11 protein-coding genes, 1 tRNA gene and 1 pseudogene are annotated in these 15771 nt (G+C 70.7%); 4 read left to right on the forward strand and 9 right to left on the reverse strand.

Annotated elements, in window-relative coordinates:
* Positions 1 to 60 precede the first annotated feature (60 nt).
* The 7 genes from rho to ACWGH1_RS13925 form a co-directional block, all read right to left on the reverse strand.
* Positions 61 to 2175 (reverse strand): transcription termination factor Rho, encoded by a 2115-nt coding sequence (rho, locus tag ACWGH1_RS13895; protein WP_453408677.1) that lies wholly within the window; start codon positions 2173 to 2175, stop codon positions 61 to 63.
* Positions 2176 to 2613: 438 nt separating this feature from the next.
* The gene (gene thrB, locus ACWGH1_RS13900; RefSeq protein ID WP_190183428.1) at positions 2614 to 3540 is read right to left on the reverse strand and encodes a homoserine kinase; all 927 of its coding nucleotides are present in this window, start codon (positions 3538 to 3540) and stop codon (positions 2614 to 2616) included.
* Positions 3541 to 3866: 326 nt separating this feature from the next.
* Positions 3867 to 4937: a threonine synthase gene (thrC, locus tag ACWGH1_RS13905; RefSeq protein WP_453353646.1), complete on the reverse strand. Its 1071-nt coding sequence runs from the start codon at positions 4935 to 4937 to the stop codon at positions 3867 to 3869.
* A 6-nt stretch (positions 4938 to 4943) separates the two neighbouring features.
* Positions 4944 to 6236 carry a homoserine dehydrogenase gene (locus ACWGH1_RS13910; RefSeq protein WP_453353647.1) on the reverse strand — a complete coding sequence of 431 codons (1293 nt, stop codon included), beginning with the start codon at positions 6234 to 6236 and terminating at the stop codon, positions 4944 to 4946.
* A 156-nt stretch (positions 6237 to 6392) separates the two neighbouring features.
* The gene (gene lysA / locus ACWGH1_RS13915; protein ID WP_453353648.1) at positions 6393 to 7784 is read right to left on the reverse strand and encodes a diaminopimelate decarboxylase; all 1392 of its coding nucleotides are present in this window, start codon (positions 7782 to 7784) and stop codon (positions 6393 to 6395) included.
* A gap of 19 nt (positions 7785 to 7803) precedes the next feature.
* Positions 7804 to 8829 (reverse strand): ArgS-related anticodon-binding protein NrtL, encoded by a 1026-nt coding sequence (nrtL, locus tag ACWGH1_RS13920; protein ID WP_453353649.1) that lies wholly within the window; start codon positions 8827 to 8829, stop codon positions 7804 to 7806.
* Between the two features lie 106 nt (positions 8830 to 8935).
* The gene (locus ACWGH1_RS13925; RefSeq protein WP_453353650.1) at positions 8936 to 9406 is read right to left on the reverse strand and encodes a response regulator; all 471 of its coding nucleotides are present in this window, start codon (positions 9404 to 9406) and stop codon (positions 8936 to 8938) included.
* Positions 9407 to 9512: 106 nt separating this feature from the next.
* Here ACWGH1_RS13925 and ACWGH1_RS13930 point away from each other — a divergent pair.
* Positions 9513 to 9584, forward strand: a tRNA-Arg gene (locus ACWGH1_RS13930).
* A 211-nt stretch (positions 9585 to 9795) separates the two neighbouring features.
* Here ACWGH1_RS13930 and ACWGH1_RS13935 read toward each other — a convergent pair.
* Entirely contained in the window at positions 9796 to 11415 is a 1620-nt protein-coding gene (locus ACWGH1_RS13935; protein WP_453353651.1) for an Eco57I restriction-modification methylase domain-containing protein, read from the reverse strand.
* A 338-nt stretch (positions 11416 to 11753) separates the two neighbouring features.
* On the opposite strand from ACWGH1_RS13935, the gene ACWGH1_RS13940 reads away from it, so the two are divergent.
* Entirely contained in the window at positions 11754 to 12767 is a 1014-nt protein-coding gene (locus ACWGH1_RS13940) for a hypothetical protein (RefSeq protein ID WP_453353652.1), read from the forward strand.
* Between the two features lie 575 nt (positions 12768 to 13342).
* Here ACWGH1_RS13940 and ACWGH1_RS13945 read toward each other — a convergent pair.
* Positions 13343 to 13978, reverse strand: a pseudogene (locus ACWGH1_RS13945) (phosphoribosyltransferase); the annotation flags it as partial.
* A 155-nt stretch (positions 13979 to 14133) separates the two neighbouring features.
* On the opposite strand from ACWGH1_RS13945, the gene ACWGH1_RS13950 reads away from it, so the two are divergent.
* The gene (locus ACWGH1_RS13950; protein WP_453408678.1) at positions 14134 to 15150 is read left to right on the forward strand and encodes an XdhC family protein; all 1017 of its coding nucleotides are present in this window, start codon (positions 14134 to 14136) and stop codon (positions 15148 to 15150) included.
* Between the two features lie 140 nt (positions 15151 to 15290).
* The gene (locus tag ACWGH1_RS13955; RefSeq protein WP_453356912.1) at positions 15291 to 15731 is read left to right on the forward strand and encodes a DUF6479 family protein; all 441 of its coding nucleotides are present in this window, start codon (positions 15291 to 15293) and stop codon (positions 15729 to 15731) included.
* The last annotated feature ends 40 nt before the right edge of the window (positions 15732 to 15771 follow it).

Consider the following 15771-nt stretch of genomic DNA (forward strand, 5'->3'; position numbering starts at 1 on the left):
CCGCCCCCGTCGCGGCTGCGACGGGGGCGGTCCCGCAAGGCGGTCCGGCTACGGCGACGGTCAGTCGTCGTTCTTGCCCGCCGGGGTGGTCTTGGCGATCTGCATCAGGAACTCGGCGTTCGACTTCGTCTGCTTCATCTTGTCGAGGAGCAGCTCGATCGCCTGCTGCGAGTCGAGCGCGTGCAGCACCCGGCGCAGCTTCCAGACGATGGCGAGCTCCTCCGCGTTGAGGAGGATCTCCTCCTTGCGCGTGCCCGACGGGTCGACATCGACGGCCGGGAAGATGCGCTTGTCGGCGAGCTTGCGGTCGAGCTTGAGCTCCATGTTGCCGGTGCCCTTGAACTCCTCGAAGATCACCTCGTCCATGCGCGAGCCGGTGTCGACCAGCGCGGTGGCCAGGATGGTCAGCGAGCCGCCGTCCTCGATGTTGCGCGCGGCACCGAAGAAGCGCTTCGGCGGGTACAGCGCGGTCGAGTCGACACCACCGGACAGGATGCGGCCGGAGGCGGGGGCGGCGAGGTTGTACGCGCGGCCCAGACGGGTGATGGAGTCCAGCAGGACGACCACGTCGTGACCCAGCTCGACGAGACGCTTGGCGCGCTCGATGGCCAGCTCGGCGACGGTGGTGTGGTCCTCGGCCGGACGGTCGAAGGTCGAGGAGATGACCTCGCCCTTGACCGACCGCTGCATGTCGGTGACCTCTTCCGGACGCTCGTCGACCAGGACGACCATCAGGTGGCACTCGGGGTTGTTCGTGGTGATCGCGTTGGCGATCGCCTGCATGATCATGGTCTTGCCGGTCTTCGGCGGGGCCACGATCAGACCGCGCTGGCCCTTGCCGATCGGCGACACGAGGTCGATGATCCGGGTGGTCAGCACGCCCGGGTCGGTCTCCAGACGGAGCCGGTCCTGCGGGTACAGCGGGGTCAGCTTCTGGAACTCCGGGCGGCCGCGGCCGGATTCGGGCGCCATGCCGTTCACCGAGTCCAGGCGCACGAGGGCGTTGAACTTCTCGCGGCGCTCGCCGTCCTTGGGCTGGCGCACGGCACCGGTGGTGTGGTCGCCCTTGCGCAGCCCCGCCTTGCGGACCTGGGCGAGGGAGACGTACACGTCGTTCGGGCCGGGCAGGTAGCCGGAGGTCCGGATGAACGCGTAGTTGTCGAGGGTGTCGAGGATTCCCGCGACGGGGATCAGGACGTCGTCGTCGGCGACCTGCGGCTCGCTCGGGGCGAACTCGTCGCGGCCGCGACGGCCACGGCGGTCGCGGTAGCGGCCGCGACGGCCGCGACGGCCGTCCTCGGAGTCGAAGTCGTCCTGCGGGCCGTTGTCCTGACGGCCCTGCTGGCCCTGCTGGCCCTGGCCGCGGCCGCCCTGCTGCTGACGGTCGCCGCGGTCCTGCCGGTCCTGACGGCCGCCCTGACCGCCCTGAGCCTGGCCCTGGCCCTGGCCCTGGCCCTGGCCGCCCTGGGCCTGACCGCCCTGGCCCTGCTCGTCGGTCTTGGCACCGCGCTCGCGGCGGTCGCGCTGGCGCTCGCCGCGCTCGCCCCGGTCGCGGCGGTCCCGGCGGCCGCGGCCCTCGCCGGCCTCCTGGAGCTGCGTCTGCCCCTGGCCCTGGCCCTGCGCGGAGACGGCGGTCGCGGCCTCCACCTTGACCTCGGTCTGGGTGGCGGGGGCGGTGTCGGTCTTCTGCTCGACCTGGACGGCGACGGGCGCCGTGGACTCCGGGCTGCCGGAGGGGGCGGTGGCCCGACGGCGGCGGCGCTCGCCGACCGGGGCGTCGTCGCTGGCCGGCTGGCCGGGGATCTCGATCTGGGCCTGCGCGGCAGGCTTCTCGGCGGGCGCCTCGGCGGCGGCCTCACCCGTGCGGGCCTTGCTGGTGGCGCGGCGCTTCGGCTTGGCCTCGGCGGTGTCCGCGGCGGAGGCGGCGGCCTTGGGGGCGCTTCCGCCCGCCTGCGCCTCCTTGATGACCTCGATCAGCTGGCTCTTGCGCATCCGCGCGGTGCCCCTGATACCGAGGCCCGACGCGACCTGCTGGAGCTCGGCCAGGACCATGCCGTCAAGGCCGGTGCCGGAGCGGCGCCGCCGTCCGGCAGTGGCAGCCGCGGCACCCGCGGCGGGGGCACTGGTGTCGACGTTGGTGTCGGCAGCGCCCATCAGATCGGTGGTGTCGCTCACGAAGGGTCCTTCCCTGGAGCGGACGTCGGCCTGTCTGGCTCGGCGACCGGTTGTGCTGTCCGACGACAGTCTGTGACCTGATGGGTCGTGGACTGCAGCCGGGGCGGTGGTCCGCCGGTAGAGATACGGCGGAGAGAAACGTGCGTGCTGGTTCCGGCGAGAAGCCCCCGAGCTGGAAGCGTGGGAATGTCACGCCGATTCCGGAGCGTGCTCGAAACTGCTGGAAGCGATCAGAGCAGTCGGGGAGGCTCCCGGAAGAAAGGTGGTCCCGAATGGGGACACTGAGCACCGAGCCATGGCGGCTTCGGATGCGCACTCGAGATTAACACTACCGGATCCAACAGACATTCCCCCTCTCAATCACCGGCAATCACGCCTTCCGCGCGGTCGGCCTGCCCAGCCGCCGCACCGGCACCCTGGCCGGCCGGGCCCGTGGGCCTAGCCGCCCTGGGTGCCCAGCGGAAGAACGCTCGCGCCCGGGACGTCGAGGGCCAGCCGGTTGGCCGCCCACCCCTCGCCCGCGAGCTGCGCGACCTTGTCGGCCGCACCGTTGTCGACCAGCGCAAGGACCGTGGGGCCCGCGCCGGAGATGACCGCGGGGATCCCGTCCGCCCGCAGCCGGGCCACGAGAGCCACGCTCTCGGGCATCGCCGGGGACCTGTACTCCTGGTGGAGCCGGTCCTCGGTGGCGGGCAGCAGCAACTCGGGACGCCTGGTCAGGGCTTCGACGAGCAGGGCCGCGCGACCCGCGTTGACGGCCGCGTCCACATGCGGGACGGTGCGCGGCAGCAGGCCGCGCGCCGTCTCCGTGAGGACCGGCTTGGAAGGCACGAAGACCACCGGAACGATGGAATCGGCGGGGTCCATCCGGATCGCCTTGGCGCTGCCGCCGTCCATCCAGGCGAGGGTGAAACCGCCCAGCAGGCACGCGGCGACGTTGTCGGGGTGCCCCTCGATCTCGGTGGCGAGTTCCAGCAGCGCCGCGTCGTCGAGCCTGGCCTCCGCGCCTATGGTGACGGCGCGGGCGGCGACGATGCCGGCACAGATCGCGGCGGAGGACGAGCCGAGCCCGCGACCGTGCGGGATGCGGTTGGCGCAGACGACCTCCAGGCCGCGCGGCTGGCCGCCCAGCAGGTCGAAGGCCGTGCGCATGGAGCGTACGAGGAGGTGGCTCTCGTCGCGCGGGAGGTTGTCGGCGCCCTCACCGGCGATGTCGATGTTCAGGCCGGAGTCGGCGACCCGGACGACCACGTCGTCGTAGAGCCCCAGGGCCAGGCCGAGGGCATCGAAGCCGGGGCCGAGGTTGGCACTGCTGGCGGGGACGCGCACTCGTACGGCGGCGGCGCGGAACGCTGGACCTGCCATCGGTCGATGACACTCCTTGTGACTGTGCGAGATCTGGTGCTTGGCGGGATCTTCGCTGCGAATGTACTGGAGAACGCACGACACCCGAAGGCCCTCGGGGCAGCACCGCGGTCATATGCGCGGTGGCGGATGTAAGTACAGCCTATCGAAGGAAGGTTCTCTCGCGACATAGGGCGCACAGGAGGCGCACGATGCGTGTCGCGGACTTCCGTCGGCTTCCGTCGGTTCCGGCCGGACATTTCGTGCCGTACGGACCGAGTTGCCGGATTCCGGGGATCCCGGAATCCGGCGACACGGCGTGGAGCCCGCGCGGGGCGGGCTCCGGGTCAGATCAGGCCGAGCCGGACGGCCGCGGCCTCGGCGTCCACCGGAACGGTGACCGGCTGCGGGGCCCCGGCGACCGCCCAGTCGGGGTCCTTGAGGCCGTTGCCGGTGACGGTGCACACGATCGTCTGGCCGGGGTCGACCAGTCCGGCCTCGGCGGCCTTGAGCAGACCGGCCACCGAAGCGGCCGAGGCGGGCTCCACGAACACGCCCTCCTGCGCCGCCAACAGGCGGTACGCCGCCAGGATCTGGCGGTCCGTCACCTCGTCGATGAAGCCGCCGGACTCCTCGCGCGCCGCGAGGGCGAACTCCCAGGAGGCCGGGTTGCCGATGCGGATCGCCGTCGCGATGGTGTGCGGCTCCTTGACGATCTCGCCGCGCACGATGGGCGCGGAACCGGAGGCCTGGAAGCCCCACACGCGGGGCGTACGGGAGGCCAGGCCGTCGGCCTTGTACTCCTTGAAGCCCTTCCAGTACGCGGTGATGTTGCCCGCGTTGCCGACCGGCAGCACGTGGATGTCGGGGGCGTCGCCCAGTGCGTCGACGATCTCGAACGCGGCCGTCTTCTGGCCCTCGATCCGGACCGGGTTGACGGAATTGACCAGCGCCACCGGGTAGTTGTCAGAGAGCGCGCGGGCCAGGTCCAGGCAGTCGTCGAAGTTGCCGTCCACCTGGAGGATCTTGGCGCCGTGCACCAGGGCCTGGCCCATCTTGCCGAGCGCGATCTTGCCGCGGGGCACGAGGACGGCCGAGACCATCCCGGCACGCACCGCGTACGCAGCGGCGGAGGCCGAGGTGTTGCCCGTGGAGGCGCAGATGACCGCCTTGGCCCCCTCCTCCTTGGCCTTGGTGATCGCCATCGTCATGCCGCGGTCCTTGAAGGACCCGGTGGGGTTCGCGCCCTCGACCTTCAGGTGCACCTCACAGCCCGTGCGCTCGGAAAGCACCTGGGCCGGTACGAGGGGAGTGCCGCCCTCGCGGAGCGTGACCACGGGCGTCGCGTCCGTCACCGGCAGGCGGTCCCGGTACTCCTCGATGATGCCGCGCCACTGGTGGGTGCGATTGCTGCTCATGGGTCCTTACTCCCCTTCAACACGCATGATGCTGGCGACACCGCGGACGGTGTCCAGCTTCCGCAGCGCCTCGACGGTCCCGGAGAGGGCGGCGTCGGGAGCCCGGTGAGTGACGACGACGAGGGAGGCCTCGCCGTCCTTGCCCTGCTGGCGGACCGTGTCGATGGACACTCCGTGCTCCGCGAAGGTCGTCGCGACCTGGGCGAGGACGCCCGGCTTGTCGGCCACATCGAGGCTGATGTGGTAGCGCGTGACGACGTCCCCCATGGGGCTGACCGGCAGCTGGGTGTACGCCGACTCGCCGGGCCCCGTTGCCTCGGCGAGCTTGTTGCGACAGACGGCGACGAGGTCGCCGAGGACCGCGGAGGCGGTCGGCGAGCCGCCCGCGCCGGGGCCGTAGAACATCAGCCGCCCGGCGGCCTCCGCCTCCACGAAGACGGCGTTGTACGCCTCGCGGACCGACGCCAGCGGGTGGCTGAGCGGGATCATCGCCGGGTGCACGCGCGCGGTCACCGACCGGCCGTCGGCGGCCCGCTCCAGGATGGCGAGGAGCTTGATGGTGCAGCCCATGCGCTTGGCGGAGGCGAAGTCGGCGGCGCTGACCTCGGTCATGCCCTCTCGGTAGACGTCGTCCAGCCGGACCCGGGTGTGGAAGGCGATGCCGGCCAGGATCGCGGCCTTGGCGGCGGCGTCGTAGCCCTCGACGTCGGCGGTGGGGTCGGCCTCGGCGTAGCCCAGGGCGGTGGCCTCGTCCAGCGCCTCCTGGTAGCCGGCGCCCGTCGAGTCCATCTTGTCGAGGATGAAGTTGGTCGTGCCGTTGACGATGCCCATGACCCGGTTGATCTTGTCGCCCGCGAGGGACTCGCGCATCGGGCGGACCAGCGGGATCGCGCCGGCGACGGCGGCCTCGTAGTACAGGTCCAGCCCGGCCTCGTCGGCCGCGGCGTGCAGCGCGGCGCCGTCCTGGGCGAGCAGCGCCTTGTTCGCGGACACGACGGAGATGCCGTGCTCGAAAGCGGTGGTGATCAGGCCGCGGGCCGGCTCGATGCCGCCGATGACCTCGATGGCGATGTCGATGTCGCCGCGTTTGAGGAGGGCGGTCGCATCGGTGGTGATCAGGGCCGGGTCGATGCCCTCGCGGACCTTGGAGGGGCGGCGCACGGCGACGCCGGCGAGTTCGACGGGCGCGCCGATCCTGGCCGTCAGGTCTGCGGCGTGCGTCGTCATGATGCGCGCCACCTCTGAGCCGACCACACCACAGCCCAGCAGCGCCACCTTCAGCGGACGCGTACGCATCATTCGACCTACGCCTTTCGATCTTCCATCGCCACCCGGCACGCGGTTTGCGTGCCAGGTCTGACCAGTCTCACGCAATGGACAGTAGTTTCCATCCTCGGTCCATTGAGTGAGACGTCCATTTTGGGGGCCCGGGGGCCCGCGCCAGAAATAGCGCCGTCATCCGAGGTCGAGACGCAGGAGATCTTCCTCCGTCTCGCGCCGGACGATCACCCGCGCCTGTCCTTCGCGCACGGCCACGACGGGCGGGCGCAGCGCGTGGTTGTAGTTGCTGGCCATCGAGCGGCAGTACGCGCCGGTGGCCGGGACCGCGATCAGGTCGCCGGGGGCGAGGTCCGCCGGGAGGAAGGCGTCCTTGACCACGATGTCGCCGCTCTCGCAGTGCTTGCCGACGACGCGCACCAGCATCGGCTCGGCGTCCGAGACGCGGGAGACGAGCGTCACCGCGTACTCGGCGTCGTAGAGGGCGGTGCGGATGTTGTCCGACATCCCGCCGTCGACGCTGACGTACGTCCGAAGCCCCTCCAGCGGCTTGATGGTGCCCACCTCGTACAGGGTGAAGGCGGTCGGGCCGACGATCGCGCGGCCGGGCTCGACGGAGATCCGGGGGGCGCGCAGCCCCGCCGCCTCGCACTCCCGCGCCACGATCTCGTGCAGGGCCTTGGCGATCTCGTGCGGCTCGCGGGGGTCGTCGGCGGAGGTGTAGGCGATGCCGAGGCCGCCGCCGAGGTCGATCTCGGGCAGCTCGACGCCGTGCTCGTCGCGGACGGCGGCGAGCAGCCGCACGACCCGCTTGGCGGACACCTCGAAACCGGCCATGTCGAAGATCTGCGAGCCGATGTGGGAGTGGACGCCGAGCAGCTCCAGCGAGTCGTGCCCCAGCGCCCTGCGGACGGCCTCGGCGGCGGACCCGTCGGCCACCGCGATCCCGAACTTCTGGTCCTCGTGCGCCGTGGCGATGAACTCGTGCGTGTGCGCTTCGACGCCGACGGTGACGCGGATCTGCACCGGCTGGCGTACGCCCAGGCCTGCGGCGATGTGCGCGACGCGGGCGATCTCCTGGAAGGAGTCGAGCACGATGCGTCCGACCCGGGCCTCGACGGCGCGGGTGATCTCCGCGACGGACTTGTTGTTGCCGTGGAACGCGATCCGTTCGGCGGGCATCCCGGCGGCGAGCGCGGTGGCGAGCTCGCCCCCGGAGCACACGTCGAGGTTGAGTCCTTCTTCCCGCAGCCACTTCACGACGGCCTTGGAGAGGAACGCCTTCCCCGCGTAGAACACGTCGGCGTCGGCGCCGAAGGCGTGCGCCCAGGCGCGGCAGCGCCCGCGGAAGTCCTCTTCGTCGAGGAAGTAGGCGGGGGTGCCGTACTCCGCGGCCAGCTCGGTCACTTCGATCCCGCCCACGGTCACGACGCCGTCGGCGTTGCGGGTGACGGTGCGCGACCAGACCTTCTCGTCGAGGACGTTGAGGTCGGCGGGCGGCGGCGCGTAGTGGCCCTCGGGCAGGACGTCGGCGTGGCGGGGCCCGGCGGGGTGCGCGGAACGGCTCATCGGGATCTCTCTTCGCAGGTCACAGGCGTTCGGGGGCAGCTATGCCGAGCAGGGACAGGCCGCCTGCCAGCACCGTCCCGGCGGCTTCGGCGAGGGCCAGCCGGGCGCGGTGGGCGGCCGAGGGTTTCTCGTCTCCCTTGGGGAGCACGTCGTACTGGAAGTCGAGCAGGGTGTCGGCCAGCCGGACGAGCTGGCGCACGAGCCGCTCGGGCGCGCGGTGGTGGGCGGCGGCTTCGAGGGCGAGGGGGTGGTCGGCGAGGGCGCGCAGCAGCGCGTCGGCGCCGGCGACGTCCCCCGGCTCCGGCCGGAAGCCGAGGCGGGCGGCGTTGCGCAGCAGGGCCCGGGTGCGGGCGTATCCGTAGCGCACGCGGAAGAACTCGCTCGACTCGTCCTGGACGAGGAGCCGACCGGGGAACGAGGGGGTCTCGTGCGGCGGGGCGGCGAGCATGGCCCAGCGCGCGGCATCGGCTCCGAATCGCGCGACGACGTCCCCGTCCCGCTTGGCGACGGGCGCGACGCTGGAGGCACCGAGTGCGGTGCGTCCCCCGGAGGAGGCCCCGATCAGGGGGGCGTCGTGCTCGCCGCCGCCCTGGCTGCGGACGAGCCTCAGGACACACTCCTGCACGACCCGCTCCCGCAGCCCGAGGCCGGCACCCGCCTCGACGGCGGCGGCGGGAAGGAACGCGGCGCCTCCCCGCACGTCCCGGATGACCACGTCCCAGACGATCGCGTCGCTGATGACGAGGCGGGCGGACAGGGGCGGCAAAGTGAAGTTCAGGAACCCCGCACCGGTGACCTCCACACTCTCGATCCCCGGCTCCCCGCCGAGCCTGCGGGCCAGCACCCGGGCAACCTCACCGGGCGCGCAGCGGGCGGCCTTGGCGACCTGGAAGGCGACAGCGGTGGCGTACTCCCCCACCCCTCCGGGCCGGGTCCGCTCCACCACAACCCGTCCGGACACGGCCGCACCGGCGGGCAGCTCCCCGTCCTCGACGGCGCCGCGCACGGCGCGCGCGACGGTACGGGAGAGGTCGGCGGGGGTCACGGGACCCAGCCTAGGGGAGAACCTTCCGCGTCATGCGAAGGGTTTCGCCATGTGAACAGCGCTGCCGGCGCCAGGGGCTGTCCGGCCCTGATCCGCCGGACACCCCTTACCCCCGCCCGGTACCGGCGGGGGCCCCTTCCCGCTCGCGCCGGTCGCGGCGCTCGACCAGCCGCCGTACGACCCGGACCAGCTCGGCGGGCTCGAAGGGCTTCGCGAGGAACGCGTCGACCCCGGCGGTGATCCCGGCCTCCATCTCGTGCTGCGTACAGGCGCTGACCATGGCGAGCGGCACGTCCCGCGTCCGCGGATCGGCCCGCAGCCGCGCGGCGGTCCCGAATCCGTCCAGCCGGGGCATGACCACATCGAGGGTGATCACGTCGGGACACACGTGGTGTACGACGTCCAGGCACTCGGCACCATCGTTCGCGGTCACGACCTCGAAGCCCTCCAGCTCGAGATTGACCTTGATCAGCTGCCGGATGACCTTGTTGTCGTCGACAACAAGCACCCGGCCCGAGGCGCCTGACACAACTCGAGAGTAGGTCCGCCTAAGCCTCCGCGTCCGGGTTTTCCCCACTTCCACCCCCTCCGGGCGACCCACCCCTCCCGGCCCCGCCAAACCGTTTCTGATCACCGCCCGCGAGCTGGTAGGGTTCAACCCGTCGCCGCAACGCGAACGACACGCCCCCGTAGCTCAGGGGATAGAGCAACGGCCTCCGGAGCCGTGTGCGCAGGTTCGAATCCTGCCGGGGGCACTTCGCAGGAAGTGCCCAAGACCCCGCCATCAGCGCTAACGCTGAGGACGGGGTCTTCGCGTATGTGCGGTCGGGAGCGGGCTTGAGCCCGGCCCATGTGACGCGCCCTCCGGTCTACTTGCGGGACGAGCGGGGCAACTTCAACGGGTCGGGCATCCCAGACACGCCGGAGGTCCCTGCCGCCCGGCAGGGACCCAGGGTCGGGCGGGGGCTACAGCACTGCCGAGGAGCGGTTTCGATCGAGGCGCCGCTTCTGCAATTCCATGCGCGCCTCCGCCAGGAGCCCGAGGACCGAGTCGGAGATCCCGGGAATCCGCTTCGCCAACTGACCGTCAGTTTCGCGGATCAAGACCTCCTCGACATCACCGGAGGTGGAACGCGAAACCTTGTCCAGTCGGTCCAGCTCTTCACTCATCGACGGATGCGCTAGTACGCGCAGTCGCGCCACCTCGCTCGGCACCAGCTCAAGCACCCCACCGCCGAAGCTCCTGCCCTCGATTTCTGCGGACAGCAGAGTCAGCGAGTTGTGGAAAGAGGCGGCGAATGAACGTGCCGGCATCATGTCCGGGGCCAGCATCTTGCCCTGGTAAATCGTGTCTGTCGTGATGGCCGACACTTCGTTCACCACTACGCGGGGGTAGAGGTGCGACCGCTTGGACAGGAGCAGGTCCCCTGCCGCGACGACCGGGACGCAGTACCAAGGATCGCGGATCCTGCACTTGTACCGTGTGTGGAGCTGAGCCTGCTCCCCGGTGGCGATGTAGCGCAAGGCGCCTTCGTGCCGCAGCGGGCTCGTGCCGCCGCGCGCGAAGTCGAGCAGGCCAGCGCGCGCCCCCTCGCTGACGTTCCTCTGATGGTCTTCAGGGGTGAAGACCAGGCCTTCGGCATTGCGGATCCTCGGCAGCAGGGGACGGATCCAGTTTCCGAGGTCGTACTTTTCGATCATCTCGCGGTCGACGGAGAAGTAATCGTTTGCGCCTGTGACGGTCGCGACCCCGAAGCGAACCCAGCTTCCCGCACTTCGCACGCAGGACAGCGAGGAAACCTCGTTGAGGGCTTCCAGCTGTGCGGGGGAAAGCAGATAGCGAGTCCACGTGGGCGCCTCCGGGGAGGCCGAGTGCCGCCACGCGCGCCCGTCGGCGCTGTGGTCCCATACCGTCAATTGCGCGTCCGCAGCCGACGGCTCCCGACGGCCGCTGAGCACGACCACTTCTTGGAGGACGCCGGGAAAAGAGCCTGGACCGAACAGATCGACGCGCACGGACGAACAGTTGCGCAGAAGCCACCTGCGTACAGCCGCAGCCGAGATTCCCGTAAGGCATTCGGCAGGGATGATGAAGGCGAACGCACCCCCCTCGCGAATTTTATTTAGGGCGCAGAGGAAGATGGGAATCCAGAGGTTCGAAACACCCTTGAGCGTTACTCCCATTTCTTTCGCGACCTGGTCCGCATAGCTCCGCTCCGTATCGCTGACGAATTGGAACCGGACGAACGGCGGATTTCCCACTGCCGCGTCGAATCCCCCCTCGGGGACCAGGTCGGGGTCGAGGAAGCTCCCGTGTCGGACCTCCGTCTCGAACGAAGCCCGGCCGCCGGCCTCCGCGCAGCGATGGGCTTCCGCCTCCAGGAGTTCGACCGCCACCAGCTCCCGCACCCTCTTGCGGAGCGGATCGCCTTCGAGACCACGGATGAACGCGCCGTCACCGGCGCTGGGTTCCAAAAGACGCAGGGACTCTAGGGACGCAGGGAGGAGATCGCGCAGCCGGTCGAGGCACACTGCGACCAAGGCTTGAGGCGAGTAGAACCCGCCGCGCAGCTTGTCGGCGGACACCTGTTGCATGGTCTTCACGTGTGCTGTGCCCTCCAGGCATCGGTCGATCGCCAGTCGAGTCTAGAGGCTGGGACGGACAGAAGGGACCAGCTGTAATAAGTCGGAATCCCGCTTGCCACTGGTGAGCGTTTGCGGCACGGTGATCATTTATGCGAATCAGCCTCGTGGGTCAGCCGTACGCAACCGCACCCAACCTTCACCAGTTCCTGGCCTCTCGATGCGCAGATGATAGGTACTCGGAACTGCACATCGCAACAGCTTGGGCAAAGCAGAGTGGCCTCTCGCGGATCGAGGAGCATTTCCGCTCATTCCGCGAACGAGGTAAGAAGATCACGGCAGTGGTGGGCATCAGCGAGGGCGGCGCCACCCGCCAGGGGCTTCACCTGGTACACAAAATCTGCAATAAAGCGTACGTCTTCCACGACGCCGGCCGCACGTTCCATCCGAAAATCTACTTTTTCACTGGCGCCAACGATTGGGCAGCGTTCATCGGCTCTAACAATCTGACTGCGGGGGGCGTCTTCTGGAACTACGAAGCCGCCGTGGAAATCTCCGGGTCATTCGGATCCGCTGACGACGTAGAACTTGCCGGCCAGTTCGCGGCCCTTTTCGACGACCTGCTCCACGATGACGGCGTCTGCAAACCGCTTGACGATGCCCTGATCAAGCTTTTGATCGAGTCTCCCGTCTACCGGATCGGCGACGAGATCCGGATGGCCGGACGGAGGCGGGCCGGTACCGCTCGCCAGGGCGACGAAGGCGAGCAGATCTTCAGGCGGTCCCAGCACAGCAAGTCAGCAGACCCGCGTAAACCCAACGGGAAAGAACCGTCAAGCGTGCAGCAGAACGACCCGACGGCCGCCGAGGTCGGTGGAGACGATGGTCCGGCCCTGCCGTCCGAGCTGCTGAGCCACTCATGGTTCAAGAAGATGTCGGCCAGCGATGCCCAGCGGCCTACGAATCCGAACTCCAATCCCATCGGAAGCCTTAAGCTCACCAAGGCGCGGCACCCCATCGACCAGAAGACGTATTTCCGGAACGTGTTCTTCGCAAACGCGGCGTGGGAAGCGGAAACAAATGGCAAAGGAGTCAAAGAAGAGGCGAGGGTACCGTTCGAAGTCGTCATCGGTACGACGTCTCTCGGGGTGCACGAGATCGCCATCGACCATGCCGATTACAGGATCGCCGGCCAGAGCAACGTCCCGACGTGGCTCCATTGGGGCGAGCACCTGTTGACGTACCTGAAAGCACACGACTACACGGGCCACTACGTCACGATCGAAACTTTCGAGGACGGGTCGCGGCGCCTCACCATCTCCGCGGATCCGATCGGTGAAATCAAGGTGTCGTAGGCCGGCCCTTGACCGCGGAGCGTCTTGTCCGACCGGTCTGCCCCGTTCTCATGGTTGGACTAGGCAGTCTTCGACGGCTCTTGCCCGGATGGTGGATCTGCTGCCGTTCCGGGCACGAGTCGGTCATGGTGCGCCGGCATGAACTGACGAATGCTCAGTGGGACCGGACAGCCCGGCCGCGCGGGGACGGCCCGATGTTCCCGTCACGCAGGCCCTGAAGGTGGCCCGCACCGGGGGTGGGCGCCCGCGCACCCGGCCGAACCGAGCACGCGGCGACAAGCCGGGCTTACCACCTCACCTGTGCAAACGCGGGATCAAAGCAAAGATCGTCCAGCCCGGACGACCAACGTGCGAAGCGCCGCAGCCGCGGCCGGGCCGGCGGCCGCCCGCCGGCCTTCGACCGCGCGCAGTACCGCCAGCGCAACACTGTCGAACGCTGCATCGGCAAACTGAAGCAGCACCGGGCCGTCGCAACATCTTCAACGGCACGCTGGCCACCGCAGCCCTCTGATCTGGCTCCGCGACCTCATGAAAGAGCCATCAGACACTGCCTAGGGCGGATCCGCCGTTCCTCGGGGCGGATCCGCCGCGGTCAGCAGGGTGATGACCAGGCTGTCCGGGGTTTGGGAGAAGTCGGCGTACCACTGGCCCACCGAGGAGAAGGCCGGTGGGGTGGAGAGGCAGACGAGGGCGTCCGCCGCGGTGGCGAGGCGGGCGGCGGCGTCCAGTGGGGCCACCGGGGTGGCCATGACGACGTGGGTCGCGCCCTGGGCGCGGACCACCTCGCAGGCGGCGGCCGCCGTGGCGCCGGTGGCGATGCCGTCGTCGACCAGGATCACCGTGCGGCCCGTGACGGCCAGCCGGGGCCGGCCCGCGCGGAAACGGTGGGCCTGGGCGGTGAGCGCGGCCCGCTCCGCGCGTTCGACCGCCGCCATGTCCTCGGGGCGGATCCGGGCGCGGCGGACGACGTCCTCGTTGATCACCCGTACGCCGCCTTCGCCGAGGGCGCCGAAGGCCAGCTCGCGGTGGCCCGGGACGCCCAGCTTGCGTACGACGACCACGTCGAGCGGGGCGTCGAGCGCCCGGGCCACGTGGAAGGCCACCGGGACCCCGCCCCGGGGCAGGCCGAGCACCACCGGCTGGCGGGGTCCGTAGGGTCGCAGGGCCTCGGCCAGGCGGCGGCCGGCGTCATCGCGGTCGGCGAACAGCACCCTTCGAACCAACGCCACCCGGCGCCGTGGCGCAACTCGTACGAAGTACGAAGGAGGAGCTGCCGGGTCTGTGGGTTTTGGGGGATGGGTAGGCGTAGGCGGTGTGCGTAGGTTGACCGGAAACCACTGCGGCGCCGCTGACCAGGTGCTTCGTGGTGGGCTCTGACGACGAGGATGGGGCGGACGCGATGCGTGAGCTGGTGCAGACGGCGCGGCAGTGGGTGGCCGAGGGGCGGGACGGGTACCTGGCCCGGCCCGTCACCGAGCAGGGGTTCGGGCCGCGGGACCCGGCGGGGTCGGTGCTCGTGGACGCCCGGGGCGAGTGCGTCGGGGCCCTGTACCGGGGGGTGTTCGACGCCGAACTCGTCGCGGAGGCGCGCGCGATGGGGGCCGCGGACACCGCCCGGGTGTGCGAGGTCTCCGTCGGCGCCGGGGAGGCGGTGGAGGCGAAGCTGACCTGTGGCGGCCAGGCGGAGGTGCTGCTCCAGCCGCTGGCGGCGATCCCGGCCGAGTGGTGGGAGCTGCTCGGCGCGGGGCACGGGGTGGCGCTGGTGACCCGGCTGAACGAGGCCGCGGACCGGGCGGTGAGCGAGGTCGTACGGTCCGCCGACGCCCCGGCCGACGACCCCGCGCGGCGGGCGGGTGAGCTGCTGCGCACGCGGCGCCCCGGGCGGGACGCCCTGTACGGGGGCTCGGGGCTGGTGCTGGTGGAGGCGTACCCGTCCGCGCCGCAGGTGGTGATCGGCGGGGCCGGTGAGCTCGCGGAGATCATCGCGCGGCAGGCGACGCTGCTGGAGTGGGGCGCGGTGACGGTCGAGTCGGCGGCCGAGGCGGAGAAGGTACTGGGCGCCCACCGCGACGCCGCCTGCCTGGTGCTCCTCAGCCATGACCCCGAGTTCGACGTGCTGGCCCTGCGGACCGCGCTCGCGCTGGGCATCCCGTACGTCGGCGCGCTCGGCTCCCGCCGGACCACCACCCGGCGCCGCGAGGGCCTGCTGGCGGCCGGGGTGACCGAGGCCGAGCTGGCCCGGGTGCACGGGCCGATCGGCCTCGACCTCGGGGCGCGGACCCCGCCGGAGACGGCCCTGGCCATCTGCGCGGAGATCCTCGGGGTGCTCGGGGGCCGGGACGGCGGGGGGCTGCGGGACTCCGAGGGGCCGCTGCGGGGGTAGCGGCCCCTCGGGGGGCTCCGGCGGGCGGCCGCGGGGGCTCTCCCGCGGCCGCGGGCGGCCTCCGGACCGTGCCCGGCTGCGTCCCCGCGTTGGGGGAACAGATCGGGTGAATACGTACGGAATGCGGGAAAATAGTACGTATGAACACGATCGCGTTGGAAGACGCGCACAATGCCGTTTGGTTCATCTTCGTCGGTCTGGTCATCGTCGCGTTCCTCCTCGCCGCCTTCAAGCTGGGCCAGCGGGTGCGCGCCAAGGAGCCGCCGCCGCCCACTCCCGAGAGCCAGCCGCACCTGCCCGCCGGCGGCGCGGTGTACGAGGTGCGCGAGGAGCGGGACGCCGTGGAGTTCCCCGAGAGCGGCCTGCGCCCGCACGAGATGCAGGGCTTCGGCAACTTCGGGTCCACCACCTCCACCCACCCGGACGACGTCCGCGCGGCCCGCGAATCCGGGTACCAGCACTCGCACCCGCACGCCGGTGAGCGCCCCTCCTCCGAGGTCACCGAGCCCCCGCCGCCCGCCCCGCCGACCCCGCCGGAGCCGCCGGTCGCCCCGCCCCACGGGGGGACGGACCACAGCTGACGCCGCCAGGGCGCTGCCGGACGGGCCTCGACGCCGCGCG

It is taken from the genome of Streptomyces sp. NPDC054883 (genome assembly GCF_053610645.1).